The sequence below is a fragment of the Paenibacillus alginolyticus DSM 5050 = NBRC 15375 genome (assembly GCF_000422905.1).
GTDB classification, from domain to species: Bacteria; Bacillota; Bacilli; order Paenibacillales; family NBRC-103111; genus Paenibacillus_E; species Paenibacillus_E alginolyticus.
The window spans coordinates 37733-63570 of record NZ_AUGY01000016.1 but is presented as its reverse complement, the minus strand read 5'-3'; the positions used below and the strand labels follow the sequence as shown (position 1 = coordinate 63570).

The 25838-nt window shown below is 44.5% G+C and carries 25 protein-coding genes; 22 read left to right on the top strand and 3 right to left on the bottom strand.

Annotated features, from left to right (window positions below; genetic code table 11):
* Positions 1-112: 112 nt before the first annotated feature.
* Genes G519_RS50075 through G519_RS0109100 form a run of 3 tightly spaced genes read left to right on the top strand, consistent with a single transcriptional unit; the run spans position 113 to position 3527 of the window.
* Entirely contained in the window at positions 113-265 is a 153-nt protein-coding gene (locus tag G519_RS50075) for a hypothetical protein (protein ID WP_154669560.1), read from the top strand.
* Complete coding sequence (locus G519_RS42365) at positions 262-1647, top strand: PAS domain S-box protein (protein ID WP_051253274.1); 1386 nt, start codon at positions 262-264, stop codon at positions 1645-1647. The genes G519_RS50075 and G519_RS42365 overlap by 4 nt, the downstream gene beginning before the upstream one ends.
* Before the next feature lie 14 nt (positions 1648-1661).
* A complete protein-coding gene (locus tag G519_RS0109100; RefSeq protein ID WP_051253273.1) occupies positions 1662-3527 on the top strand; it encodes a sensor domain-containing protein in 1866 nt (621 codons plus the stop codon).
* A gap of 44 nt (positions 3528-3571) precedes the next feature.
* Here the strand turns inward: G519_RS0109100 and G519_RS0109095 are convergent, their stop codons facing one another.
* Positions 3572-4069 carry a hypothetical protein gene (locus tag G519_RS0109095; RefSeq protein WP_029194412.1) on the bottom strand — a complete coding sequence of 166 codons (498 nt, stop codon included), beginning with the start codon at positions 4067-4069 and terminating at the stop codon, positions 3572-3574.
* A gap of 181 nt (positions 4070-4250) precedes the next feature.
* On the opposite strand from G519_RS0109095, the gene G519_RS0109090 reads away from it, so the two are divergent.
* The 12 genes from G519_RS0109090 to G519_RS0109030 all read left to right on the top strand — a co-directional run bounded on the left by G519_RS0109090 (position 4251) and on the right by G519_RS0109030 (position 17520).
* Entirely contained in the window at positions 4251-4553 is a 303-nt protein-coding gene (locus G519_RS0109090) for a YunC family protein (protein WP_029194411.1), read from the top strand.
* Between the two features lie 236 nt (positions 4554-4789).
* Positions 4790-5578: a basic amino acid ABC transporter substrate-binding protein gene (locus G519_RS0109085; protein WP_409372001.1), complete on the top strand. Its 789-nt coding sequence runs from the start codon at positions 4790-4792 to the stop codon at positions 5576-5578.
* An 82-nt stretch (positions 5579-5660) separates the two neighbouring features.
* Complete coding sequence (locus G519_RS0109080) at positions 5661-6308, top strand: amino acid ABC transporter permease (protein ID WP_029194409.1); 648 nt, start codon at positions 5661-5663, stop codon at positions 6306-6308.
* 13 nt (positions 6309-6321) lie between these two features.
* Complete coding sequence (locus tag G519_RS0109075) at positions 6322-7044, top strand: amino acid ABC transporter ATP-binding protein (protein ID WP_029194408.1); 723 nt, start codon at positions 6322-6324, stop codon at positions 7042-7044.
* A gap of 255 nt (positions 7045-7299) precedes the next feature.
* The gene (locus G519_RS0109070; RefSeq protein WP_051253279.1) at positions 7300-7968 is read left to right on the top strand and encodes an ABC transporter ATP-binding protein; all 669 of its coding nucleotides are present in this window, start codon (positions 7300-7302) and stop codon (positions 7966-7968) included.
* Positions 7958-8992, top strand: a complete 1035-nt coding sequence (locus G519_RS0109065; RefSeq protein WP_036632483.1) for an efflux RND transporter periplasmic adaptor subunit — start codon at positions 7958-7960, stop codon at positions 8990-8992. The genes G519_RS0109070 and G519_RS0109065 overlap by 11 nt, the downstream gene beginning before the upstream one ends.
* Positions 8993-9012: 20 nt before the next feature.
* Entirely contained in the window at positions 9013-11898 is a 2886-nt protein-coding gene (locus G519_RS0109060) for an ABC transporter permease (RefSeq protein WP_029194405.1), read from the top strand.
* A 2-nt stretch (positions 11899-11900) separates the two neighbouring features.
* Positions 11901-12779 (top strand): ABC transporter ATP-binding protein, encoded by an 879-nt coding sequence (locus G519_RS0109055; protein ID WP_029194404.1) that lies wholly within the window; start codon positions 11901-11903, stop codon positions 12777-12779.
* 193 nt (positions 12780-12972) lie between these two features.
* Positions 12973-14268 carry a homocysteine synthase gene (locus tag G519_RS0109050; RefSeq protein ID WP_029194403.1) on the top strand — a complete coding sequence of 432 codons (1296 nt, stop codon included), beginning with the start codon at positions 12973-12975 and terminating at the stop codon, positions 14266-14268.
* A 304-nt stretch (positions 14269-14572) separates the two neighbouring features.
* Entirely contained in the window at positions 14573-15409 is an 837-nt protein-coding gene (locus G519_RS0109040) for a M15 family metallopeptidase (RefSeq protein WP_029194401.1), read from the top strand.
* A gap of 104 nt (positions 15410-15513) precedes the next feature.
* Positions 15514-16533, top strand: coding sequence for a Gfo/Idh/MocA family protein (locus G519_RS0109035; protein ID WP_029194400.1), 1020 nt, complete (start codon positions 15514-15516; stop codon positions 16531-16533).
* Positions 16534-16563: 30 nt separating this feature from the next.
* Positions 16564-17520, top strand: coding sequence for an AraC family transcriptional regulator (locus G519_RS0109030; protein WP_029194399.1), 957 nt, complete (start codon positions 16564-16566; stop codon positions 17518-17520).
* A 54-nt stretch (positions 17521-17574) separates the two neighbouring features.
* Here the strand turns inward: G519_RS0109030 and mtnA are convergent, their stop codons facing one another.
* Together mtnA and mtnK are read right to left on the bottom strand one after the other, a co-directional pair.
* Complete coding sequence (gene mtnA, locus G519_RS0109025) at positions 17575-18666, bottom strand: S-methyl-5-thioribose-1-phosphate isomerase (RefSeq protein ID WP_036632464.1); 1092 nt, start codon at positions 18664-18666, stop codon at positions 17575-17577.
* Positions 18663-19889, bottom strand: coding sequence for an S-methyl-5-thioribose kinase (gene mtnK / locus G519_RS0109020; RefSeq protein WP_029194397.1), 1227 nt, complete (start codon positions 19887-19889; stop codon positions 18663-18665). The genes mtnA and mtnK overlap by 4 nt, the downstream gene beginning before the upstream one ends.
* 208 nt (positions 19890-20097) lie before the next feature.
* Here mtnK and G519_RS0109015 point away from each other — a divergent pair, with 208 nt between their 5' ends.
* The 7 genes from G519_RS0109015 to sufU all read left to right on the top strand — a co-directional run bounded on the left by G519_RS0109015 (position 20098) and on the right by sufU (position 25777).
* Entirely contained in the window at positions 20098-20550 is a 453-nt protein-coding gene (locus G519_RS0109015) for a Dps family protein (RefSeq protein ID WP_036632463.1), read from the top strand.
* Between the two features lie 94 nt (positions 20551-20644).
* Positions 20645-20815 (top strand): hypothetical protein, encoded by a 171-nt coding sequence (locus G519_RS50070; RefSeq protein ID WP_154669559.1) that lies wholly within the window; start codon positions 20645-20647, stop codon positions 20813-20815.
* A 400-nt stretch (positions 20816-21215) separates the two neighbouring features.
* Positions 21216-21785: a DUF1802 family protein gene (locus tag G519_RS0109005; protein WP_029194395.1), complete on the top strand. Its 570-nt coding sequence runs from the start codon at positions 21216-21218 to the stop codon at positions 21783-21785.
* Between the two features lie 167 nt (positions 21786-21952).
* The gene (gene sufC / locus G519_RS0109000) at positions 21953-22783 is read left to right on the top strand and encodes a Fe-S cluster assembly ATPase SufC (protein ID WP_029194394.1); all 831 of its coding nucleotides are present in this window, start codon (positions 21953-21955) and stop codon (positions 22781-22783) included.
* Positions 22784-22837: 54 nt separating this feature from the next.
* The gene (gene sufD, locus G519_RS0108995) at positions 22838-24133 is read left to right on the top strand and encodes a Fe-S cluster assembly protein SufD (RefSeq protein WP_029194393.1); all 1296 of its coding nucleotides are present in this window, start codon (positions 22838-22840) and stop codon (positions 24131-24133) included.
* A complete protein-coding gene (locus tag G519_RS0108990) occupies positions 24130-25356 on the top strand; it encodes a cysteine desulfurase (RefSeq protein WP_029194392.1) in 1227 nt (408 codons plus the stop codon). Before sufD ends, G519_RS0108990 begins: the two co-directional genes overlap by 4 nt.
* On the top strand, positions 25343-25777 hold the full coding sequence (gene sufU / locus G519_RS0108985) for a Fe-S cluster assembly sulfur transfer protein SufU (RefSeq protein WP_029194391.1): 435 nt from the start codon (positions 25343-25345) through the stop codon (positions 25775-25777). The genes G519_RS0108990 and sufU overlap by 14 nt, the downstream gene beginning before the upstream one ends.
* Positions 25778-25838: the final 61 nt, after the last annotated feature.

Genomic DNA, 25838 nt, shown 5'->3' with positions numbered 1-25838 from the left:
CTGACTCTTTTTTCATTGTTTTGTGTCTGCTTAGCAGGAAAAAGCGCGGATCATGTAGAAAGTAGTCCATGACGGATACGATCATTCTTCCTTCATTGAGAGGATGTGGCGCATGGTTGATTTCATGGGGAACCAATCAGAAACGGGAAAGTCAATTGCTTCGGAACTAAAGCTGCTCACAAGCCAAGAGCTGTATCATCAATTGTTTGGCTGCGAACTCATCGCAATGGCAATCGTTAGTCTGGCGGCAGGTTACTCAGGGTGAATACATCATTTTGCCGCCTTTTAGGCTACACAGAAGAAGAACTGATTGGTCTGCCGATTCAAGAGATTTCCCATCTTGAAGATGTGGCAATCTATGAAGAACTATGTAAACAGACCTTTCTTGGCGAGCGGATATCTTCTCAAAAAGAGAATCGCTATGTCCATAAGGATGGTTCCATCATTTGGGGAATGGTTCAAGTTTCCATCGTTCGTGATACGGATGCTAATCCTAGCCTTACATGGGTTCAGATTCAAGATGTATCAGAAAGAAAGCGTTTGGAGCAGAAGCTTGAGGAAAGTAAGCGCAGTTATCAATCCCTGCTGAATCAAAACCAAAATCAACTCATTCTAAATGCCGTCTCAGAGGGCTTGTTTGGCATCGATGAGCATTTTGGCACTACGTTTTGGAATAAAGCGGCGGAGTGCTTAACGGGGTACACCTACGAAGAAATGATGGGAAAGAATCCTTATCAGGTTTTGACACGTGCGTATGGTACTGGTGAAGATTTGCAACTCAAGTATGAAAAAGTTTTATATCGAACGATGCTTGAAGGGGTTTGTGAGTGTACAAACGAGCTCTTTTACAAAAAAAATGGAGACTCGTTCCCGGTTGAATATATGATTTCGCCGATCTTGGATCAAGATCAAATCATTGGAGTTGTCCTATCATTTATTGATATTACTCAGCGGCAGGGCACAGAAGAGCTGCTCCGCAAGTCAGACAAGATGTCCCTTATCGGGCAGCTTGCTGCTGGGGTTGCTCACGAAATTCGTAACCCATTGACTACGCTCAAGGGATTTATGCAATTTCTTCAGCAGGGTGCTGCAAATAAGAAAGAATACTACGATATTATGATGTCCGAACTAGAACGGATCGAGCTGATTACGACAGAGATGCTCGTTCTGGCTAAGCCGCAATTCATACACTACCAGCCCAAAAGTATCGAGAATATAATTAAAAGTGTCATAACCCTGCTTGAAACACAAGCCATTATTAGTAATATTCAATTCGTTGTTGCTATGGAGAATCATTTGCCGCTTGTTCTTTGTGAGGAAAACCAAATGAAGCAAGCCTTCATTAATTTGCTCAAAAATGCGATGGAAGCAATGCCAGATGGCGGGCAAATCGATATTCAACTATGTTCAATTGAAGACAAGGCCGTGCGAGTATTGTTCCAAGATAGAGGGCATGGGATACCGCATAATGCACTGGCTAGACTTGGAGAGCCTTTCTATACAACGAAGGAAAAAGGGACTGGGCTTGGCATCATGATTACGAATAAAATCATTGAGGATCATCATGGCCAGTTTGTTGTTGAGAGTAAAGTGGGAGAAGGAACGGTTGTCAGTGTGACGCTTCCTATTACCTATAGTGAGCAGTAAGAGGAGGCTAATTTGTGAAAAACCGGCTCTATATTGGCGGATATTTGTTAGTCGCGATATTCGTAAGCTTTTACGTAAAGCCGTATGCTGTATGGAATTGTTTACTTACCTCACTAGTGCTGCTAGTCGTTCTGTTTAGAAAGGGTGGAAGTACACAATCCTTAAAAAAGGACATGCCGCGAGATCACATGTATTTGAATGTGCTTGATTCCTTATTCGAGCACAATCCGAATGCGATTGGTATTTTTGATCAAGCGGGCAAATTTATTCGGATTAATCTAGCCGCAGAAACGATCCTAGGCTACTCCGTAGATGAGCTGCTTAATCAACCGTTTATCAGCTTTGTTACACAAGAACAGCTGGAGCGGACAAGCAGCCAGCTTGAACAAGTGAAAAGCGGGACTCCTGTTACCTTCGAAACAGCTGTCATTCATAAAAGCGGCTACCGAGTGGATTTGAACGTTACCGCTGTTCCTGTTGATTTGCAGCCTAATTCCAAAGGCAATATACTGATTTGCCAGGATATCACTGAACGTAAGCGCGGCGATGAACAAGTTCGCTATATGGCTTATTATGATGATATGACAGGTCTGCCGAACAGGCGCATGTTCCGAGATAACTTGAATGAGCGGCTAAGTATTTCCAAATCCATTGGACAAAAGGTAGCAGTCTTCTATTTGGACATCGATCGCTTCAAGCTGGTCAATGACAGCTTTGGGTATGATTATGGAAATATGCTGCTGCTGCAGCTGGCGGAACGTTTCACGAGGTGTGTCACGGACAATGATTATTTGGCACGTACGGAAGGCGATGAATTTGCCTTTTTCTATACGAACGTAGCCGATTCTAATGACGTAATTGCGGTTATAGCAGAGATTAATCGTGTCCTCGAGAAGCCGTTTCTTTTAGAACAATATGAATTACATATAACAGCTAGTATCGGCGTTGCGATATCCTCGGATGATGCCGATGACGCGGATATACTTATGAAATATGCAGACATTGCTTTAGCCAGAGCCAAAGAGAAGGGGCGCAACGACTTTCAGATCTTCAATACGGACATGAAGTCCGTTTCAATAAATCGACTCAAGCTGGAGAGTGAGCTTCGCAGGGCGATTGTCGGAGATGAGTTCGTCTTATACTATCAACCACAGGTCGACATTGAGACGGGGCGTATTGTCGGTGTTGAAGCTTTGATTCGCTGGGATCATCCGGAGAAAGGCCTCATCTCTCCAAACTATTTCATACCCTTTGCTGAAGAGTCCGGATTGATCGTTCCGATCGGTGAGTGGGTACTGCGCGCTGCATGTAAGCAAAATAAAGCATGGCAGAATCAAGGGTATCCGATGATGCCGATATCTGTGAATCTATCTATGCGGCAATTTTTCCAGCATAATCTCAAAGGCAAGATCAGACATGTTTTAGAACAAACAGGACTTGATCCGCAGTATTTGGAGCTTGAAATCACCGAAAGCATGACAATGGATGTTGATCACGCCATTCAGTCCTTACTAGAGCTTAAGGAGCTAGGTGTGAATGTAAGCATTGATGATTTTGGAACAGGCTACAGCTCGCTGTACTACTTAAAGAAATTTCCGATTGATAAGCTGAAGATCGATCGTTCCTTTGTTCGAGATATCATGGTGGATCCGAATGACGCGGCCATCGTGGCCACGATTATTGCGATGACGCACCATCTGAACTTGAAGGTCATTGCTGAAGGCGTAGAAACCGAAGATCAACTGCATTTCCTGCATGAGAATCGCTGTAATGAGGTGCAGGGCTACTGGTTTAGTCCACCCGTAAGTGCGGATGAACTAGAAAAAATGCTAAAAACGGGTATTCCGAACGCTTCAGCTGCGTCTGTTCATGCCAAATAAAAGCAAGAGGGTATCCTTATTCTAGGATACCCTCTTGCTTTTATTTAAAATGCGACATAATCATCAATTTCATTCAATTTGAATAAGTAGACCTTCTTCTCATCTACATGATACACCGATACATTTTGATTACTGCTATCAAAATTCAAAATACGACAAGGAAGATTAAGCTTGATTCCTTGTCCTTTAATGACCGTTAAACGGATTAACGTATTATTCGCTTTGAAACTTTCCAATTGCTCAATAATTTTATCTGAAGCTCCAGTGTTGGTGGTGGCTTTCGCCGGAGCTGTTTCCTTAGAAGGTGGGACAGCAGTCGTTTTTTTACTTGGTTGTAACGGAGGGGGGCTCTCATTTTTCGTGTTAAGTTCAATCAACTTGCCAAGTTGAATGCCTTTAATGATTTGGTAATCCTTGACTGTGTTCACATTCAGAAGATGAAGGAGCTTTTCCATGGCAAGGCCATTGGTGGCGTCTTCAATCAAAATTTCGACGGTAAATAGATGTCCATTCGGACTTGTGTTTGCTTTCCCTTGACTCATAAAGCCTCCTTGCGGCCAAAAACTACTCTTGCACTTACTATATCATGATATCATGCCCAAAAATAGCTTGCTTTTTACATGAATCTGGGAATTCGCCTGAAATTTTTCAAACCTTTCTCACACCGTACTAGCCGAGCGCGCATATACTACCGTAAGACTGCGAAGAGGAGCTGTGCAGAGCATGATGCGCGTAGAACCCATTCTCCTTGAAGGACATACAGCAATTGCTATAGAAGTTAAACTGCCGAAAACAACGCTGCTGGTTGTGACTACGGATAAAGGTTACATTATGTGTGGCGCACTCGATGTTGCGCTGCTCAATGAACGCTTAAGGGATAGGAATATTGTGGCGGCACGGGCAACGGGGGTTCGCACGATTGAGGAACTTCTGGAAGCGCCGCTTGAATCGGTAACACACACCGCAGAAGATTTGGGCATTGTTGCTGGGATGACAGGAAGGGAAGCCATTTTGAAAATGATGTAAAGGTAGTTTGAATGATAAAATTAGAACGCTGGGGATCTTAGGATCTCGGCGTTTTTATTTATTTGAGCATGCATGATGACCAACCTGTTTTCATACCTTTGTGCATATACCTAAAAATGTGAAAAATGAGCCATTTTCAATATATTTCTAACAAAATTCCTTAACAAAGGCGTTGTTATTTTATTGACCAAGTGTTAAAATATGATTCGTCCATTACATAGAACGGGGGAATAATTTTGAGAAAATTAATGTTTTTATTACTAAGTGCAGTTTTAGTTGTTGCTCTAGCAGGTTGTGGTTCTAAACAAAGTGGTGGCACGAAGTATAAATTCGCTACTGACGCTGCCTATGCACCAATGGAATATATGGATAAAGATAAGATGACAGGCTTTGATATCGATTTTCTTGCAGAAGTGATGAAGGAAGCAGGTCTTTCCTACGAGGTCACGAACACAGGCTGGGATACCATGTTAACAAGTGTGAAGCAAGGTAAAGAGTTTCAAGCAGGAATTTCCAGCGTTTCAATTACAGACGAGCGTAAACAAACTTACGATTACTCCATTCCTTACTTCGAATCTACGAACATGATTCTTGTTAAAGAAGGCAGCCCGATCAAAAGCGCGGCAGACTTGAAAGACAAGAAAGTAGCTGTTCAAATTTCTACAACGGCGGATACGCTGATGAGCAAAATTATGGGTGAGAAGAACCCATCCTTGAAACGTCTGGATAATAACACATTAGCTTTAATGGAGCTTGAAAATAACGGTGTAGACGCAGTTGTCGCTGATATTGCTATTGTTCGTGAATATGTGAAAAATAATCCAAACAAGAAATTCGTCACGATTTCTGATCCGAAAAACTTTGAGTCTGAGTACTACGGTATTCTGCTTCCTAAAGGCAGCGAGCTTAAAGCAAAGCTAGACCCGGCGATCAAGAAAGTGATTGAGAACGGCGCTTATGCAAAAGTGTACAAAAAATGGTTCGGTCAAGATCCGGATACAAAGAAATTACTTGAACAAAAATAATAGGTCAACAGCATGCGTGACTTCAACCTCGCGCATGCTTTTGTTCTTTAAATAGCAGAATAAAGAAGAAAGGAAGTGTGGAATGGATTTTCGTTTTGACATCATTATTGAATATATACCTTTATTACTGAAGGGTACGCTTTGGACCATTGGCATATCCATTCTTTCCATCCTCTTCGGCTCGGTTTTAGGGTTGGCTGTTGGGTTGGGTAAAATGTCTCACCGTGGCTACCTAAGATGGCCAACTAGTATTTATGTAAACTTCTTCCGCGGCACACCGCTGCTCGTTCAAATATTACTCGTCCACTTTGGAATCGTTCCCTTATTCATAGGAACAACGAATGCGATCATCGCTTCAATCGTTGCTTTATCTCTGAATTCAGCAGGCTACATGGCCGAGATTTTCAGAGCTGGTATTCAATCCATCGATAAAGGACAAACAGAAGCCGCGCATTCGCTAGGATTGACCCATTACCAAACCATGAAATCGGTTATTTTGCCTCAGGCGATTAAACGTATGATTCCTCCATTTGGGAACGAATTTATCGTGCTTATTAAGGACTCTTCCCTGTTCGCTGTCATTGCAGCGCCAGAATTGATGTATTGGTCCAATGCGATGCGCAGCCAATATTTTAAAGTATGGGAACCTTATTTGACAGCTGCTCTTATTTATTTCATTCTCACTTACTCTCTAAGCAAGCTGCTTGCTTATCTGGAAAGGAAAGTGTAGAGCTATGACCGCTATGATTGAAGTAAGAAATCTTAAAAAATCGTTCGGGGATAATGTCGTCCTGCGAGATATTAGTGCAGACATTCAGAATCAAGAGGTTCTTGTTGTGATAGGACCTTCCGGATCAGGGAAATCGACATTTCTACGTTGTTTGAACCTGCTAGAACAGCCGGATAGCGGCAGTATCTTGATTGAAGGTAAATCGATTATGGATCCGATGAATAAGATCAATGAGATCCGTATGGAACTCGGTATGGTCTTCCAGCGGTTTCATTTGTTCCCGCATATGAAGGTCATTGATAATATCATGCTAGCGCCTCTTCAAGTGAGAAAATGGCCGGAAGATAAAGCACGTAAGAAAGCGCTGGAGCTTCTTGATAAAGTAGGGCTGGCGGATAAAGCCAATGCCCTTCCAGACTCTCTTTCTGGCGGTCAGGCTCAGCGTGTTGCTATTGCACGGGCGCTCGCTATGGAGCCGAAGATTATGCTGTTCGATGAGCCAACATCAGCGCTTGATCCTGAGATGGTTGGGGAAGTGCTTGCTGTCATGAAGCAGCTGGCCAAAGAAGGGATGACCATGGTTGTCGTCACACATGAGATGGGCTTCGCTCGCGAGGTCGGCGACCGCGTAATGTTCATGGAACAAGGCGTTATTGTCGAAGTAGGAAAGCCAGAGCAAATCTTTGAAAATGCCAAGCAGGAACGCACGAAATCATTTTTGTCTAAAGTGCTATAGCACTTTTTAAAAGCATAGAAGCAAGCGGGGAGGATCACATGTTGATCCTCTTTTTTATTTGTATCTTTTTGACAAAAGATAGATTTATAATGAAAGTAACTATCTTATATTGAGAATAAAGGTGATTTATTCCATCCATTCAATTCATTCATTTAAGCGCTTCCAAAGAAGTGCATTTCTCTTTCTATGCCTGGTCATTTCGATTCCAATTCTAAAGAGGTGCTAGCTTTGAAAACGTATGAAGATCAAGTACCCATGGTGCAAGCAATTGGCGTTACGCGTGTTTTTGGGAAAGGATCGGGAGCTGTTCACGCATTGCGTGGAGCTGATTTAAGTATTCCTAGAGGCAGATTAGTCGCATTGCGCGGGAGATCCGGATCCGGTAAAACAACGCTGCTTAATATATTAGGGGCGCTCGACCATCCGTCGGAAGGTACGGTTTATTTAGAAGGGATGGAGATTAGCCGTCTATCCGAGTCCAAGCGCAATGAAGTCAGGCGGAAGCAGATCGGTCTTATTTTTCAATCCTTTGCCTTGGTGCCTCATATGTCCGCCTACGAGAATGTAGAGTTTGGATTGCGTATTTCGGGTATTCACCCCAATCAATACAAGCGTTTGGCCGAAGAGGCGTTAGATTTCGTAGGATTGAAGCCGAGAATGAAGCATCGTCCCTACGAACTTTCTGGCGGAGAACAGCAGAGGGTTGCGATTGCTAGGGCCATAGCGCATAAGCCGAAGTTAATTTTGGCAGATGAGCCTACAGCTGAGCTAGATAGTAGAATGGGACTCCAGGTGCTTAAACTTTTCAAGGATTTGGTGCAGGATGGAATGACTATTATTTTGACCACGCATGATCTCGCAATTATGGAAATTGTAGATGAAGTGTATGCATTGGAGGATGGTACCATTGTCGATGAAGGTTAATAAACTCGTTTCCCAGCTTGTTCTAATAACAAGTGCTGTGCTTTTATTAGCAGGTTGCTCGCTGCTGCCCAAAGAAGAGGAAGCGCTTAAACCGCCTTTAGTCAAACCGGTGAAAGAAAATTTCGACCTTTACGAAGTGAAGAAAGGCAGTATAACGAGGAAGGTCAGTGTTGTTGGGACTTTTAAGTCCAGCAGCACAACCAACTATTATTTTAAAGAGTCAGGTCATCGGTTAGCTGCATTGCGCGTTAAACTAGGCGATACTGTTAAGCCTGGGGATGTGCTTGCCGAACTGGAAAAGGGTGATTTGGAAACTCGGATTGCTCTCCAAAAACTGAATCTGGAGAAAGCCCAGATTGCTAGTGTGCAAACGAGGCAGGTTGATCCCGACCAAGCGCTGCTGAACCGTTTGAAAGCCATAGATGTTGAAGCCGCGCAGCTTCAATTGGCAGCCCTCCAAGACCAACTGGACAAGACGATGCTGACGGCCGATTCCGCGGGAGTTGTAACTTACTTAACCGATGCACAGCAGGGAGCTGTCGTGGATGCCTTCAGTACGCTTGTAGTCCTCGCTGATCCTACAAAGCTGCAGCTATCTTACGAATCTACAGATACAGGTGCTCTTTCCGGTATTGAAGTCGGCATGGATGTTGAAGTGAAGATCGGATCCTCTGGAAATAAAATACAAGGTAAAGTGCTGCGAACGCCTTCAAGTTCTCCTCCAACCGACAATAAAGCGCAAGCTGAAAGAAATGCTAAAACGATTATTGTTGGGGTTCCTGATGGAACCGAAGGAGCGGTGATCGGTGCATCAGGAGACATAACGATTATCGTTGAGAAAAGAGAAAATGTCATCGTCATTCCAAGAACAGGTCTTCGGAGCTACCTAGGTAGGGATTACGTTCAAGTGTTGGTTGGTGAAAGTCGAAAGGAAGTCGATGTAGAGAAAGGGCTTGTAACACCGACAGAAGTGGAAATCCGAACCGGACTAAAGGAAGGTCAGAATGTTATTTTAAATAATTAGCATTCTTTAGGAGGAAAGCAATGGCTTTATTTCTGATGATTCTCCGTAAAATGGTCAAAAACCGCTGGCTAGAGCTTAGTTTATTAGTAGGGCTTATTGTATCTGTCGCACTTGCTAGCTCAATGCCCATTTATACACACGCCATTTTACAGCGCATGCTGATCAAAGATTTGGAAGTTCTACAAACCAACACGCAGCAATATCCAGGGAATGCGTATAATTCTGCCTACTTAATGGAAGAAAACGGAGATCAACTATTAGCGGAAACAGATGCCTTTATGGCAGAACAAAGCCAGCAGTTTGGCTTGCCGATTCTCCTATCCACGATAACGCGCAGCACCGTAAATTTCGAGCTTACACCTAGCGATCCAAGTAAAGTAGATACTAAAGTGAACCGGTCTGCTGAATTAACAGCCATGTCAGAGTTGGAAAAGCATATTCGCATCGTTGACGGTGTCATGCCTTCTACGGAACCTGTGGATGGTGTTTATGAAGCGTGGGTATTCCCGGAGCTGTTGACGCAATTAAAAATCGTACTAGGCAATGAATTAACCATCGTTAACAAAGAATTAAAACAAACCATTCGAATAAAGCCGGTTGCTGTCATCGATCGTGCCGATTATGCGGATCTTTATTGGACGAATAATATGAGCGACTCGCGCACAAAATTTTTCCTTCCCTTTGGCTTATTTGAGAAAGATTTTACGAAGAACAAAAGTTTTCCCAACACATTTTCCTATTGGAATTACATGCTGGATTATCATCAATTGAAGTTGGAAGGACTTGAAGCCTACGCCAACACTCATGCAAGGATAACCAGCTTCTTAAGCAGTCATTTCAACACATATACGGTCAAAAATCCAGCGATTACCACATTGAAATTGTATGGTGAGAAGGAGAAAAAGCTCAGAATTATGCTGTGGTCGCTTAATGTGCCCATTAGTATTTTATTGGCCTTCTATTTATTCATGGTTGCCAATTTGATTACAGAACGACAGAAAACAGAGATTGCCGTGCTGCGCAGCAGAGGAGCTAGCCGGACTCAGATTCTTCTGGGATATGTGTTAGAAGGTATTTTATTAGGAGGAGTTGCCCTTCTAGTCGGCCCTCTTATTGGCCTGCAATTAACGAAAATATTGGGTGCATCGAATGGATTCCTATCGTTTGTCCAGCGCGCAGCGATGGAGGTCAAGCTGAATAAGGAGGCTTATCAATACGCTTTAATTGCCGTAACCGCATCGGTTGGTATGACTCTTATTCCCGCTGTACTTGCCACACGCGCTACAATTGTTAGCCATAAACAAACGATGGCGAGAAAGAACAAGCTCTCTTTTGTACATAAAATGTTTCTCGATGTTGTCTTATTGGCCGTTTCTATTTATTTATTACAAAGCTTTAACCGACGGATGAATGATCTGGTAGCCTTAGGTCTTGACTCTATGGACATGAAAGTAGATCCACTTCTTTTCGTAGTCCCGGCTTTGTTCATTTTCGCCATGGGCCTGTTCCTACTGCGAGTATATCCATGGGTCATTCAGCTGCTCTATCTCATCGGCCGAAAATGGTGGCCTCCCTATTTGTATTCAACGCTGCTCCAAGTTGCCAGATCAACCACACAATATCAATTCATTATGCTGTTTATCATCATGACACTTGCAACAGGGTTGTTTAGTGCCAGCGCAGCGAGGACGATGAATAAAAATATTGAAGAGAAGATCCGTTATAAGAATGGGGCGGATATTGTTCTGCAAACCAAATGGGACAATGATGCACCGCCTCCGCAATCAGGGCCGTCTGGCTTTCCGGGGGAAGCGAGTTCAATCCCTCTTGTTAAGAAGCGTGTCCAATATACGGAACCTCCGTTCTTGCCCTTTACACAGTTGGCAGGCGTAGAATCAGCGGCTCGGGTGTTTAATAAGAAAGATGCTTATTTCGCGCTTGGCAAAGAAACGAAAAAAACAGCATTCATGGGCATTGATACCGATGAATTTGGTCAAACGGCTTGGCTCCGCGACCATTTGCTCGATCATCACTTTTATGAGTATTTAAACCTACTGGCTGGCAATTCCAAAGCCGTGCTGATTTCCAAGTCGATTGCAGAGGAAACTGGAGCCAAAGTGGGCGATGTGGTGCATTTAGGATGGAATGATGTGGAGGGAGCCACTTGTGTTGTGTATGGGATTATTGATTACTGGCCGAGCTGGAATCCCAATCCGATCTTAACCGCTGGAACCAAAACAGGGAGCAGCTCTGACACGACGAAGCAAAGTAAAGTGGATGCACCGAAGCTAGTTGTTGGGCACCTGTCTTACATTCAAAATAACATGGCTGTAGAGCCGTATGATGTCTGGCTTAAGCTAAAACCAGATATGACCAGTCAAGCTTTGTATGAGGAATTAGAGCTTAAACATATCTCCCTCTCAAGTTTGATAGATACGAAACAAATGTTGGTTCTCTCCAAGAATGATCCATTCCAGCTGGCTGTGAATGGCGTTATGACGCTTGGTTTCCTGATTGCGATTGGCATAAGCTTTATTGGGTTTCTCCTGTATTGGGTGCTTTCATTGTCCGGACGGATCTTACAATTCGGTGTGCTTCGGGCGATGGGTATTTCTTTTGCGCAGCTGCTTGGAATGCTTATCGCTGAACAATTATTAACTTCTGGCGCAGCTGTTCTAATAGGCATGATTACGGGGAATACGGCCAGCCGATTGTTTGTTCCTTTATTCCAATTAACTTTCGATTCTTCCAGTCAAGTGCCGCCTTTTCAAGTGAGCTTTGATCCGAAGGATCAGCTGCATTTGTACGTCATTGTCACTGTGATGATAGGGGCGGGTCTACTCCTACTCGGAACAATGCTGTCCAGAATTAAAATTCATCAAGCCGTTAAGCTTGGGGAGGATTAAGGATGATTCACTGTGAAAATCTAGTTAAAATTTATAAAGCGGCTGACATTGAAGTCGTCGCTTTACAAGGGCTTGATCTCCACATTGAGGAGGGAGAGCTGATGGCGATTATCGGCAACAGTGGCAGTGGCAAATCGACGCTGTTGAATATGCTGGGAGGGTTAGATCGACCTTCGGCAGGCAATCTCCATGTGGATGGGAAGGATTTGTTGAAATTTAAAGAATCCGATCTGGTGAAGTATAAAAGGGAGACCGTGGGCTTCGTCTGGCAAAATAATGCCCGCAACCTGATTCCCTATTTGACAGCTTTAGAAAATGTAGAGCTGCCCATCCTGCTGCAGGGACGACGCAAGCGCCACCTGGCATTAGATTTACTGGAAGCTGTAGGTTTGAGCCACCGAAGAAGAAATAAGCTAAATGAGCTTTCTGGCGGTGAACAGCAGCGGGTAGCAATTGCTATTGCGCTCGCAAATCAGCCGAGGCTCTTGCTTGCTGATGAACCGACAGGGTCAGTTGATACGAAGATGGCGAATCAAATTCTCGATCTGTTCCGAGAGCTGAACCGCAGCTTCGGTTTAACGGTTGTAATCGTTACCCACGATCCGCTTCTAGCTAAGAAAGTAGACCGCGTCGTTGCGATACGTGACGGTAAAACCTCCTCGGAGATACTGCGGCGCAAATCATATCAAGAGGAATTGCTGGAGCTTGAGCAAGGTATCATTGCAGCTGATGGCGATTCTCATGTCGAATATGCGGTCATTGACAAGGCAGGTAGACTGCAAATTCCAGCTAACTTCCTAGAATCTATAGGCGCTTCTACTACGAATAAAGTTCGCGTTGCGATGGAAGATGGACGAATTGTCCTTCTTCCGCCAGACTAATCTTGAAAAAGGCCGTTCCAGCTATGAGTATCCACAGCCTATCGAAAATGATATAGAAATAAATCCCAATATGTTATATTGACTTTACAAAGATATTTCCATTAGAATAATTGTATACTATTCCAGTAGGAATTATCGAGTTTATCCATGGCAACTTTAATTCATTTTATTTTTATCCTAGGAGGCATGTGCAATGTCAGATTCAGAACGCCAGTATTCACCGGAAACGCTAGCGATTCATGCAGGTCAACAGGTTGATCCGACGACCAATTCAAGGGCTGTACCGATTTATCAAACGACGTCCTATTTGTTTAACGATACGGACCATGCTGCAAATTTATTTGCGCTCAAAGAATTCGGCAATATTTATACGCGTATTATGAACCCTACGACCGATGTATTTGAGAAGCGGATTGCCGCGTTGGAAGGTGCCCCAGCCGCTCTTGCTGTAGCATCAGGACAAGCAGCCATCACCTTCTCAATTTTGAACATTGCCGAAGTAGGAGATGAAATTGTTTCAGCTTCTTCCTTGTATGGCGGTACATATAATTTATTTTCAAATACATTGTCTAAACTAGGCATTAAAGTGAAATTCGTTGATCCGAGCAATCCGGAAAACTTCCGAGGTGCAATTACGGACAAGACCAAAGCCATTTATGCGGAATCGATCGGTAATCCTAAGGGGGATATTCTCGATATTGAGGCTGTAGCGGCTATAGCACATGAAAATGGCATTCCTTTAATTATTGATAATACATTCCCGAGTCCTTACCTGCTTAGACCGATTGAGCATGGGGCCGATATTGTTGTTCACTCTGCAACCAAGTTCATTGGTGGACACGGAACTACTATTGGGGGAGTTATTGTAGACAGCGGTAAATTTGATTGGGCTGCAAGCGGTAAATTTCCTGGTTTGACGAAACCTGATCCAAGTTATAACGGTGTCGTCTATACCGAAGCTGTCGGTCCAATTGCCTACATCATTAAAGCACGGGTTCAGCTGCTTCGAGATTTAGGTGCTTCCTTATCTCCTAATAGTGCGTTCCTATTATTGCAAGGGCTTGAGACTCTGCATCTGCGTTTGGAACGCCACAGTTCCAATGCGCTTAAAGTTGCTGAATATTTAGAGTCACATGACTCCGTAGAGTGGGTTAGTTATGCGGGCTTAGAAAGCCATCCTTCCTATAAGCTTGCTCAGAAGTACTTGCCGAAGGGCCAAGGCGCTATCTTGAGCTTTGGTATCAAAGGCGGTATTGAAGCAGGCAAGAAGCTGATACATGCTGTAAAACTATTCTCACATTTAGCGAATGTTGGAGATTCCAAGTCGTTGATTATTCATCCGGCAAGCACGACGCATGCACAATTGAATGAGCAGGAACAAGTATCTGCGGGGGTGTCTCCAGGACTTATTCGATTGTCCGTTGGTACGGAAGCGATCGAAGATATTATCTATGATTTGGAGCAAGCGATTGCATCAAGTCAAGGTTAGAAGAGCAAAGGAATTATTTTACGAATGATAAACTTGTAACCTAATACGAATACGCATAAAATAAGAAGGTTGTAATCTAGGCTCAAAACCTAAAATTACAGCCTTTTTGTCCACGCCAGAAAGTATAAGTTTTCGGATCCCGAAAACCGCGTTCTTATTGGCGATAAAACTACCTCTAAACGCGGTCGCACATCCTTGATTGGCCTCGATAGAGGTTTTCTCATTTGCGATGCAACTTTTGCACGAGCTCAGAAGTCTATTTCTATGTAAGTTTTTTATTAGTTGAGGAGGCATTCCAAAGATCATGAACAACAAGATGACATACTCACTCGCCATATTTGTGGCGTTATCCATAGCATCAGGATGCAGTAAGGGGGAAGTAGCTCCTTCGGTTAGCCCTGCTGCGACGGCGACTCCGCCGGTTAGTGCGGGAAGTCCTACACCTTCTCCGAGCCCTTCTCCATCGCCTTCCATTACTCCGAAACCCTCAAATACTCCTACGGCTTCCCCATCAACTTCAGCTGTTCCGCCAAAGAGTGGAGCTATTCAAGTTGTAGCCAAACCAGAGAGTATAACTGTTCTAGTAAATAAGCAAAATTCATTGCCTTCTAGCTACGAGCCGACGGATTTGGTATACCCCGACATACCTTTTACTTTTGCTGAGAAAAATGAAAAACGTAAAATGCGCAAAGACGCTGCCAGTGCGATCGAAAAGCTTTTTGCTGGGGCTGATAAGGATGGCATACACCTTGCTGGCGTTTCGGCGTATCGCTCTTATGCGACGCAGAAATCTATTTTCCAGCGTTATGTGCTTAAAGACGGCGAGGAGAAAGCCAAAATGTACAGCGCTGTTCCTGGAACGAGTGAGCACGAGACTGGGCTAGCTATAGATGTAACGGGCAGTGACGGGAAATGCGCGGCCGAAGATTGCTTCGGTGGGACCAAGGAAGCGAAATGGCTTGAAGCACATGCGGCGGAGTATGGTTTTATTATTCGTTATCCCAAAGGAAAATCATCGATTACCGGTTATCAATACGAGCCATGGCATATTCGCTATGTGGGTATAGATGTTTCGAAAGAACTAGCAGCCAAAGGCTTGACAATGGAAGAGTATTACAATGCGGTTCCTGTAACTAAGTAATAAAAGATGTCGCTATTTTGCACCTCTATCTGTCGCTAATTCGAAATTTATCAAGATGTTATGGCATGTTACAATGAGACCAAGTCACTTATTTGGAGGTTAACATGATTAGAGTAGCGATGTTAAGTTTTTGGCACGTACATGCAAATGACTATGCAAAACAGGTAGAGGGACATCCAGATACTCAGATTGTTGCGGTTTGGGATGAGCTTCCAGAACGTGGGCAAGATGAGGCTGCGAAGCGTGGAGTGAGCTTTTACTCAGATCTAGCTGAGTTATTAGCGAATAAGGAAATTGATGCTGTTGTTGTGGATACACCGACCAACCTACACCGAGACGTAATGATCGCTGCTGCGAAGGCAGGTAAACATATTTTCACAGAAAAAGTTATTGCACCAACCTTACATGAAGTGAATGAGATTCTGAATGCTGTTAATGAAGCGGGTGTGACCTTGACCGTTTCATTGCCTCGTTTGAATCCAACGTATACGTTAGCGATTCAAGAAATTGTCCAAAAAGAATTATTGGGTCAGATTACACTCGTTCGAACACGCTTATCACACAATGGCGGCATTTCCACGAATGAAAATCCGAACGGTTGGCTGCCAGCGCATTTCTACAATGCAGAACAATGTGGCGGAGGCGCACTAATTGATCTCGGTTGTCATCCAATGTATTTAACTCGTTTATTGTTGGGTCTTCCTGAAGCTGTAAGCGCTTCTTATGGCTATGTAACAGGCAGAGAAGTTGAGGATAATGCTGTAGCAACCCTTCAGTATGCAAATGGAGCATTAGGTATCGTTGAAGCTGGTTTTGTGAACGCAGCTTCGCCGTTTGTGATTGAAGTTCACGGTACGGATGGCAGTGTTCTTTATTCCGACCATGACGGAAGAGTCCTGCTTCGTACGAAAAAGCTTGCAGAGGCAAGCACGCAATGGGTAGCCTATGAGAATGGTCCAGAAGCGAAGCCATCTGCGTTCGATCAATGGGTAGCGCATATTCAAAATGGGACTAAAGCGGTTGAAAATATTGGGCTAGCTGTGGATCTCACGAAGCTGATGGAAGCTTCTAATCGTTCCGTTGCAGCCAAACAGCAAGTACGACTTGATTCACTAAACCAGTAATTTTAGCAGGTAGGAAAGGAGGGTTTACGGATGAGCCAGCCATTTTACTTCGAACCCATGGTAGAGAATCCAATGGCATTGGATCGCTTGGAGTTAAGTTTCAGGTGGGGTTCTTATGGACTTCGGGTACTGCGCTGTCATCTGACTTCCTTTCCTGCAGGAACGATCATAGATTTTCATCAACATTCCGAGTATGAAATTCATTACATCCCCTATGGCAAAGGCAGGGTGATTCTGGACGGCGTTACGCATCCCCTTCAAGAAGGCATGCTTTATGTAACAGCACCAGGCGTCAGTCATCGTCAAGAGTCCGATGAGCGGGAAGCGATGGGTGAATTATGTCTGCATGTGGATATTGTAAAGCTGGATCAAGGTGAAGATGAGCGAGATTCTAAGCCCGTTTCTGAAGCATGGGGAGAAGCTTGGGAGATTGCTGAGGCTGATGCTTGCTTAAGACAACTGAGCGAGCTTCCTCATGTTCCTGCTTTAGACCGACAGGAAGCCATGAAATGCTTTCTTATCGCTTATGAAGCTTGGAGAAGCAATCAATTAGGGCAGTACACGATCATTAAGCAATCCATTGTGCAAATGCTGTTAAGAACAGTGGGGGCCTATAAAGCGGACCAGCAGGGGTTGAACCTGCCTGCACGTGATATGAAGAGCTATCGGTATCAGCTTGCTATTCAGTTTATTGAGGATAACTTCCGTCGTCCACTGACGCTTGAAGGCGTAGCTGAACGCTTACAGATCAGTTCAAGGCAGCTTCAGCGCATTTTCAAAGAGCAGGCGAGCATCTCGTTCAGCGAATACTTGGAACAGGTGCGTTTGAAACACGTTTGCAGCGAGCTGCTTCAAACCTCGTTGACCCTTGACAAAATTGCGGAAAGCAATGGCTTTGCATCAAGTAATTATTTGCATTATGTCTTTAAGAAAGCACATGGTGTCACGCCGAATCAATATCGTGATCAACAATTAAATCCTGTTTAAAAGAATAAGGCTGTTCCCTCGTAGAGTTGTCTACGCAGGGAACAGCCTTATTTTTTATTCGAACAGCTTCCGCAAGTTCTCTGTATAAGGAGCTTGTATAATACCTTTTTCGGTAATAATGGCTGTCACATATTCGTTAGGTGTCACGTCGAAGGCTGGATTAAACACTTTCACCCCAAGTGGAGCTGTACGTTTCCCGAAGCCTTGCGTAATCTCATCCTCATGACGCTCTTCAATGGGGATGTCTCCTCCCGTAGGCGTATTCAGATCGATCGTGGAGAGAGGGCTCGCCACGTAGAACGGAATGCCGTGCGCTTTCGCCAGCACGGCTACGCTGTAGGTGCCGATTTTGTTGGCAACGTCACCGTTTGCCGCAACACGGTCTGTCCCTACGATGACAGCCTGGATCCAGCCCTTCGACATGACCGCGCCGGCCATGTTGTCACAGATCAGCGTCACGTCAACGCCTGCTTGCTGCAGTTCAAAGGCGGTCAACCGTGCGCCTTGAAGCACGGGCCGGGTCTCATCGGCGAACACTTTGATGTTCATGCCTTTTTCCTTAGCCAAGTAGAACGGCGCTAGCGCCGTGCCGTACTTGGCTGTCGCTAAGCCCCCGGCGTTGCAGTGCGTCAACACGCCGAATCCATCCTCGAACAGCGTTAGCGCATGTTCGCCGATCAGGCGGTTCGTCTCCTCGTCCTCAGCTTGAATCTTCTGCGCTTCGTCCAGGAGAGCTTCCTTGAAGGCAGATGGGCTTCCGCCAGCAGCTGCCAAAGCTACGGCTTGCGCTCGCATGCGATCGAGCGCCCAGAACAAGTTCACGGCTGTCGGACGCGATGTCGCCAGGTAGTCCGCTTGCTTCTGGACCTCCGCCAGAAGCCCGTCGAGTGGAGCATCCACTTCACGGATGCCGAGGTAGACCCCATACGCGGCGGCGATTCCTATCGCTGGTGCGCCGCGAACCTTCAAATGCCGGATTGCTTCCCACACCTCTATCGGTGTCTCCAGCGGCAAATACACAATCTCTTCCGGCAGCAGCCGTTGATCGAGCAGATCAAGCTGCTTGCCATTCCAACGCAAGGATTGCAAGGCACCTTGATTCTCAAGGTTTTGCACGTCTAAATCTTTGTTGTTTGTGTTTGTCATAGGACAAGTCCTCTTTCTGCAGTAGATTCTTGGGTGGCGATGGCAATAAGCTCATCGATGGATTTCACTTGACGATTAGTACGAATGAATGAAGTGCCAATGGCTAATGCCAAGCGCTGTGCACGCTCTCTTGCAGCTGCATCTTCGATTTTATCAATATCAGCCACATGTGCAAGTCCCACAATGCGGCGCACCATTTTGGCTCCGGCGAATCCGACTGTGTCTTGAAGCAAATTGGCCATGAAGAAGTTTTGATAGCCAGGCGTTTGGAATACACGATCTACACCATGCTCATCCCATAAAGCGCGGAAATTCGTTTCGAAATGAGTCCATACGTCTTTCACTGTTTGAAGCAAATACGCACGATAGGAAGTACGGCTCTCACTATCCGTACTCCAGCCCTCTTGAGCTGCGAAATTGAGGAGCAGGTTCGCGAGAACTGCACCGATATCGAAGCCCATCGGCCCATAATAAGCGAACTCCGGATCAATTACCTTCGTGGAATCGGGTTTGATAAAGATACTTCCTGTGTGCAGATCGCCATGAAGGAGCGCTTGTGCACTCGTAAGGAATTTGTTGCGAAGGATAGCTACCTCAAAGTGAAGTTCGCTGTCCGCCCAAAGCTGTTCTGCCGCATCGCGGATATGCGCTTCGATATTATTCGTATCCGCATCGCGGTACGGATCATCGAAGATCAAGTCCTCAGTAATTTTACAAAGCTCGGGGTTGATGAATCGACCTTGCTGGATTTTCTTTTCTTGTTGGTTTTTGCCTAGATCGGAAGTGAAAAACAATGTATTTGCTAGAAAACGACCGATATGCTCAGCAAAGAGCGGGTACTGGTTATGTTCAATTAGCCCTCTGCGCATAATGACATGATCGCTCAAATCTTCCATCACGGTAAGCGCCAAATCGGCGTCATAGGCATAAACGTGAGGTACAAGGTCAGGATTCAGGGCTTCTTCAATCAATAGCGCTTCACTTTCAATTCGTGCACGGTCCAGCGTTAACGGCCAGGATTCGCCGACAACTTTGGCATAAGGAAGGGCTTGTTTTAAAATAATACTTTTTCCTGTAGCTGTTTCCGATATGCGAAAAACGAGATTTAAGTTGCCGTCGCCGATTTCATGACTAGTTAAATCTGAGCCCGGTTGAAACAAATTTGGAATTTGACGTGCGTATTCAATAGCTTGAGCTTCACTTAAAGGATGATAAGTGGACATGTAGTAACCTCCTATGATTCATTGGATTTAATTCCAACTAACTTACTGTGTTTTAATCGTCTTTTCCTAGTATAAGACAAAATGTAGCTGCTTGAAATACTAACTTTAGAAATGTTGCACAAATTACATAAAATAAGTGTTTCTAACGTAAATTAACGCGTACATGAACAGAATATTACCGAATAAACAAAGATCAGGAGGCCTAAATATGGTGACAACGTCCTTAACCCAATCTATCCAAGTTATTCTGAATAAGCAAATTGCAAACTGGGGTTTGCTTTATGTTAAGCTGCACAACTTCCATTGGTATGTGAAAGGCAATCAGTTTTTCACACTGCATGTTAAATTTGAAGAGTTGTACAATGAAGCTGCCCTTCACGTGGACGAGCTGGCTGAACGTTTGCTTTCTATCGGTGGTCAGCCGGCGGCTACAATGAAAGCTTTTATGGAATTGTCCTCCTTAAAAGAGGCTTTGGGTACAGAAACCGCCACGAAAATGGTTGAAGCTGTTATCGAAGATTTCACGATCCTTACGCAAGAATTAAAAGCGGGCATGCAGGCTTGTGAAGAGGTTCAAGATGATACGACCTCCGACATGTTTTTGGCCATTCAAACTTCCTTGGAAAAGCACCGCTGGATGCTTCAGTCATTCCTAGGATAATCGACCTTTACAAAATCTTTAATCTGAACAAACATCTGGTTGATGAAACTTGGCTATACTTGGAGCAAAACGAACAGTTCTGGAGGATATCAATGTGATGAAAATCCTGAATCTGCTGCTCATTATGGCCGCTTGCTGCTTCTTGCTCCTAATGGCTTTCGATGCAGACTCTCCTAGCACAGCTGCTGATCCTAACCCCATGAAACAAAATCAAGACCAGTTTACCCGTATGCAGCCGACCTATTACGCTGAAACTTCGAAATAAAAACATGTAAAGGGATGGCCTATACGGCTATCCCTTTTTAATACGTCAGAATTTATATGTTTTTGAGTTAGAGGGCAGTCGATAAAGCTTAGTGCAAAATTTGCTGTCTAAATCTCGCCTTTCCCCTTCGTTGTGCAAACTCCAACTTCAAGTTGCAAAATAGCCTTTTGGCGTGTGAATTGTTGAAGGAGGAAAATACAACATTGGTAACTACTATAGTCTATAAATCCTCACAAAGCTGCCTGAACAACTCTAAAATCAAATTTTGGAGTTATGTTTACCAGTTGCGAGGAGGCTTAATGATGAATCGACAGTCACTCCCAAGCTGCGGCACATTGTTTTGCTTCCTTAGATTCCTTATAATAAATAAGATTAATGAGGAGAACGAGGTGTTTGCGTCATGGGGAAACCAAAGGCCCTGAAAGAATGGGCATCGGCTGTTAAAGCACTGGAAGATGGAACGCAAATTTTTATTATGCGCAAGGGAGGAATTGTTGAGGAAACAAAAGATTTTCAAGTGGAATCCGCAGATTTCTTTCTCTATCCAACATATGAACATCAGCGAAAAGAATTATTGAAGGAAGATTATCGCGGGGTTATCGATGATTCCCTTGTAGGCTGGAGTGCAGCGGATACACACGTAACGATTAACAGCTTTGCTCGAATGGTTGAAGATATGGAGGTCAGTGATCAAGATCAGTTGAATAAACTGTATCCTTTTCACATTTGGACGGAAAATTTCACGGAAGAAAGATTAAAGTGGAAACGCAAAAATCCGCTTCATATTATGCTGTTAAGGGTATATACATTGGTACAACCCTTGCAAATTCCGATCGAACAAGTCTATATAGGCTGCAAATCATGGATTGAGCTTGGGGTGGACATGCCAGAAGAGTCTTTCATGGTTCCCGTCTTGAGTAATGAGGAGTTTGCAGCGAGGGTTGCTGAAATTAAGCATACTTTGGTGTAATTAAAAGGTAGCATTTTCAGAAAATGACCTTCTTTTTCATGCAATTGCCCTTTCTTGATTTAACATAGTAAGTTATAATAGAATTATTCTAATGAGAATCAATGATAATCATTTGAAATGGTTGTCGTTTAGCTTGTACATTCCAACACATTATGGAGGCTTAAGAAATGGCGAATTCATCAACATTTACAATAGACGGTCTAAAAGCGAACGTCGAAGGAAAGGAAATTTTGAAGGGTCTTAGCCTGGAAATCAAAGGCGGAGAAATTCATGCCATCATGGGACCAAACGGGACAGGTAAAAGTACTTTGGCTTCTGCTCTGATGGGGCACCCGAAATATGAAGTAACTGAGGGTTCTGTAACCTTAGATGGTGAAGATGTTCTTGAAATGGCTGTTGATGAGAGAGCACGCGCTGGTTTGTTCTTGGCTATGCAATATCCAAGCGAAATCACAGGCGTAACGAACGCTGACTTCTTGCGCAGCGCAATGAACGTTCGTCGCGGCGAAGGCAACGAAATCTCGTTGATCAAGTTCATTCGTCAAATGGAAGCAAAGATGAAGCAGCTAGAAATGAACCCAGAGTTCATGCACCGTTACCTGAACGAAGGCTTCTCCGGCGGTGAGAAGAAACGTAACGAAATTCTTCAAATGCTTTTGCTTGAGCCTAAATTCGTTATTTTGGACGAAATTGACTCCGGTCTTGACATCGATGCATTGCGCATCGTAGCTGAAGGTGTTAATGCTATGCGCAGCGAAGACCGCGGCTTCTTGATCATTACGCATTACCAACGTTTGCTGAACTATGTTAAGCCTGATTTTGTACATGTTATGATGCAAGGTCGTATCGTGAAATCCGGTGGTCCTGAGCTTGCAGAGCGTCTGGAAGCGGAAGGTTACGATTGGATCAAAGAAGAACTCGGCATCGTTGATGAAACAGTTGGTCAAGACACGGAAGAGTTCAAAGTTCCAATGAACACGCCTGGACCGAAGTACTAAAGAGAGGAGAGACTTTGATCTAAGGGTCAAAGATCCCTATAAATGGAGGAAACCATGAGTAGTCAAACAACACTTTCCATAGATACTAATGCTGTCATCGAGCTCTCCCGCAGCAAACAAGAGCCGGAGTGGGTGACTGCCCTTCGTACAGAAGGGTTAGCGTTAGCGAATTCTTTGGAATTACCTGCGCTAGAAAAGACGAGAATTGACCGTTGGAGCATCTCCTCCTATGGTTCCTATAAATCGCAAGCCCCTTTGACATCACTGGATGCGTTACCTGAGGTTGCTAAAGGATTAGCCAATTCCGAAAACTTGATCGTACAACGCAACTCCGGTATCGTGTTCAACCAAGTTTCGGCGGAATTGAAACAACAAGGCGTTATTTTCACCGATTTGGAAACAGCCATTCGCGAGCATGCGGATTTGGTGAAGCCATACTTCATGAAAGCTGTAGAAGCTAATGAAAATCAATTAACAGCTTTGCATGCTGCATTATGGAACGGTGGTATTTTCCTTTATGTACCGAAAAACGTTCGTGTGGACCTTCCACTGCAAGCGTTATTTGTAACTGATGATGCTGAAGCGACTTTTGCACCGCATGTCTTGATTATTGCTGAACAGTTTAGTTCAGTAACTTATGTAGATAATTATGTATCTGCCGTATCAAGTGTTCCGATGGTACAAAACGGAATCGTTGAAGTATTCGTAAAGCCAGGTGCGCGCGTTAACTATGCATCCGTTCATAACTTGGAAGAATCCGTTACGGACTTGACTTACCGCCGTGCAATCATCGATAACGATGCGAGCATTCAGTGGGTCGTTGGTGAAATGAACTACGGCAACACACTTTCGGATACAACATCGATCCTCAAAGGCAAAGGTTCCGACTCCGATGCGAAAGTGATCTGTGTAGGAACTCAGGAGCAGAAGTTGAACCTGACAACACGCGCTGTTCATTGGGGCAAAGCTTCGACAAGCGACATGATTACTCGTGCTGTAATGAGAGATGGCTCAACAGCGATCATCAACGGGATTACGAAGATTGAAAAAGGCGCAACAGGCTGTAACGGTCAACAAACAGAGAAAGTACTTATGCTCAGCCCGAAAGCGCGCGGCGACGCAAATCCGATTCTTCTTATTGATGAGGATGATGTTAAAGCTGGTCATGCAGCGAGTGTTGGTCAAGTGAATGCAGAGCAGGTTCACTACCTAATGTCTCGTGGGATTACGAAGGAAGAAGCTCAGCGCTTAATTATTTATGGATTCTTGGCGCCAGTCGTCTCCGAAATTCCGATTAAAAGCGTTGAAGAACAGCTGCAAAGCTTAGTGGAGAGGAAGCTGGGACAATGATTACCTCGGAGATACGTGAACTTTTTCCCATTCTGAAGCAAGAAGTGAACGGTCATCCTCTGGTGTATTTGGACAGTGCTGCTACTTCCCAAAAGCCTATTCAGGTGATTGAAGCACTGAAGCACTACTATGAGTGGGACAATGCGAACGTTCACCGCGGGGTTCATACCCTAGGTTCCCGTGCAACGGATGCATACGAAGGAGCCAGAGCCAAAGTGGCTAAGTTCATTGGTGCATCCAGTGAGCAGGAAATCATTTTCACAAGAGGAACGACAACAGCAATCAATATTGTAGCAAGCAGTTATGCGAAATCTGTCTTGCGTGAAGGCGATGAAATCGTCCTTACACCGATGGAGCATCACAGTAACCTGATTCCATGGCAGCAAGCTGCTAAGGCAACAGGTGCTACTTTAAAATATATTCCTTTACAGCCTGACGGTTCGATTTCGCTTACTGACGTTGAAAACACGATAACCGATCGTACGAAAATCGTTTCGGTTGTGTATGTATCCAACGTTCTTGGTGTCGTTAATCCGATCAAAGAAATCGCCCAAATCGCCCATAAACATGGTGCGAAGATGATGGTCGACGGCGCACAAAGTACACCGCATATGAAAGTGGATGTACAAGATCTGGATTGCGATTTCTACGCGCTTTCCGGTCACAAGATGTGTGGCCCTACCGGAATCGGGGCATTGTATGGAAAGAAGGCCTTGCTGGAGAATATGGAGCCCGTTGAGTTTGGCGGCGAGATGATTGATCATGTGGATCTCTATGAGTCAACATGGAAGGAACTGCCTTGGAAGTTTGAAGGTGGAACACCCATCATCGCAGGAGCTGTTGGCCTCGGCGCGGCCATCGATTTTCTTCAAGAAGTCGGTATGGACAATATTTATAAACACGATATTCAGCTCACGAATTATGCAATGGAGCGTATGACCCAGATTGAAGATCTGGTTGTCTATGGCCCTACTGCGAACCGTGCTGGACTCGTAACGTTTAATCTAGGCGATGTGCATCCTCATGATGTGGCAACCGTTCTGGATGCGGAAGGGATTGCTATACGCGCCGGTCACCACTGTGCTCAGCCATTAATGAGATGGTTGGAAGTAAGCAGTACGGCTCGTGCCAGCTTCTATCTGTACAATACAGAAGCAGATATTGACCGTCTTGTGATGGCCTTACAAAAAACAAAGGAGTACTTCGGCCATGCAATTGGATGATTTATACCGTAGAGTGATTATGGATCACTATAAAACACCGCGCAACCGTGGGAAGTTTGAGTCTGGCGAAGCAGTTACCATTGATCTTAATAACCCGACCTGTGGCGATAAGATATCCCTGCAAATGCAAGTAGAAGATGGTATCGTGAAGATGGCTAAATTCACAGGTGAAGGCTGTTCGATTAGCTTATCCTCCGCATCGATGATGACGGATGCGGTCAAAGGTAAGACCATCGAAGAGGCTCTGAAGATGGCTGATGGTTTTTCTGGCTTGATGAAGGGTGAACCTGTCGAATTTGAATATGAAGATATTGAGGCGTTATCTGGAGTAAATAAATTCCCAGCACGAATTAAATGTGCAACCCTGGCATGGAACGCACTTCGCAAAGGGATTGAACATTCCCAAAAAAACGATAACTAACGCAAAAGCGATGCATAGATTGAATAGCAGTTTTTGCAGCACAAAAATTCTAAGGAGGAAT

Excerpts from the sequence above, each read along its gene's own strand:
- G519_RS50075 (WP_154669560.1), top strand. The coding sequence starts at position 113 with ATGGTTGATTTCATGGGGAACCAATCAGAAACGGGAAAGTCAATTGCT.
- G519_RS0109095 (WP_029194412.1), bottom strand. The coding sequence starts at position 4,069 with ATGAGTCAAGGGAAAGCAAACACAAGTCCGAATGGACATCTATTTACC.
- G519_RS0109090 (WP_029194411.1), top strand. The coding sequence starts at position 4,251 with ATGATGCGCGTAGAACCCATTCTCCTTGAAGGACATACAGCAATTGCT.
- G519_RS0109080 (WP_029194409.1), top strand. The coding sequence starts at position 5,661 with ATGGATTTTCGTTTTGACATCATTATTGAATATATACCTTTATTACTG.
- G519_RS0109075 (WP_029194408.1), top strand. The coding sequence starts at position 6,322 with ATGATTGAAGTAAGAAATCTTAAAAAATCGTTCGGGGATAATGTCGTC.
- G519_RS0109070 (WP_051253279.1), top strand. The coding sequence starts at position 7,300 with ATGGTGCAAGCAATTGGCGTTACGCGTGTTTTTGGGAAAGGATCGGGA.
- G519_RS0109065 (WP_036632483.1), top strand. The coding sequence starts at position 7,958 with ATGAAGGTTAATAAACTCGTTTCCCAGCTTGTTCTAATAACAAGTGCT.
- G519_RS0109060 (WP_029194405.1), top strand. The coding sequence starts at position 9,013 with ATGGCTTTATTTCTGATGATTCTCCGTAAAATGGTCAAAAACCGCTGG.
- G519_RS0109055 (WP_029194404.1), top strand. The coding sequence starts at position 11,901 with ATGATTCACTGTGAAAATCTAGTTAAAATTTATAAAGCGGCTGACATT.
- G519_RS0109050 (WP_029194403.1), top strand. The coding sequence starts at position 12,973 with ATGTCAGATTCAGAACGCCAGTATTCACCGGAAACGCTAGCGATTCAT.
- G519_RS0109040 (WP_029194401.1), top strand. The coding sequence starts at position 14,573 with ATGAACAACAAGATGACATACTCACTCGCCATATTTGTGGCGTTATCC.
- G519_RS0109035 (WP_029194400.1), top strand. The coding sequence starts at position 15,514 with ATGATTAGAGTAGCGATGTTAAGTTTTTGGCACGTACATGCAAATGAC.
- G519_RS0109030 (WP_029194399.1), top strand. The coding sequence starts at position 16,564 with ATGAGCCAGCCATTTTACTTCGAACCCATGGTAGAGAATCCAATGGCA.
- mtnA (WP_036632464.1), bottom strand. The coding sequence starts at position 18,666 with ATGACAAACACAAACAACAAAGATTTAGACGTGCAAAACCTTGAGAAT.
- mtnK (WP_029194397.1), bottom strand. The coding sequence starts at position 19,889 with ATGTCCACTTATCATCCTTTAAGTGAAGCTCAAGCTATTGAATACGCA.
- G519_RS0109015 (WP_036632463.1), top strand. The coding sequence starts at position 20,098 with ATGGTGACAACGTCCTTAACCCAATCTATCCAAGTTATTCTGAATAAG.
- G519_RS0109005 (WP_029194395.1), top strand. The coding sequence starts at position 21,216 with ATGGGGAAACCAAAGGCCCTGAAAGAATGGGCATCGGCTGTTAAAGCA.
- sufC (WP_029194394.1), top strand. The coding sequence starts at position 21,953 with ATGGCGAATTCATCAACATTTACAATAGACGGTCTAAAAGCGAACGTC.
- sufD (WP_029194393.1), top strand. The coding sequence starts at position 22,838 with ATGAGTAGTCAAACAACACTTTCCATAGATACTAATGCTGTCATCGAG.
- G519_RS0108990 (WP_029194392.1), top strand. The coding sequence starts at position 24,130 with ATGATTACCTCGGAGATACGTGAACTTTTTCCCATTCTGAAGCAAGAA.
- sufU (WP_029194391.1), top strand. The coding sequence starts at position 25,343 with ATGCAATTGGATGATTTATACCGTAGAGTGATTATGGATCACTATAAA.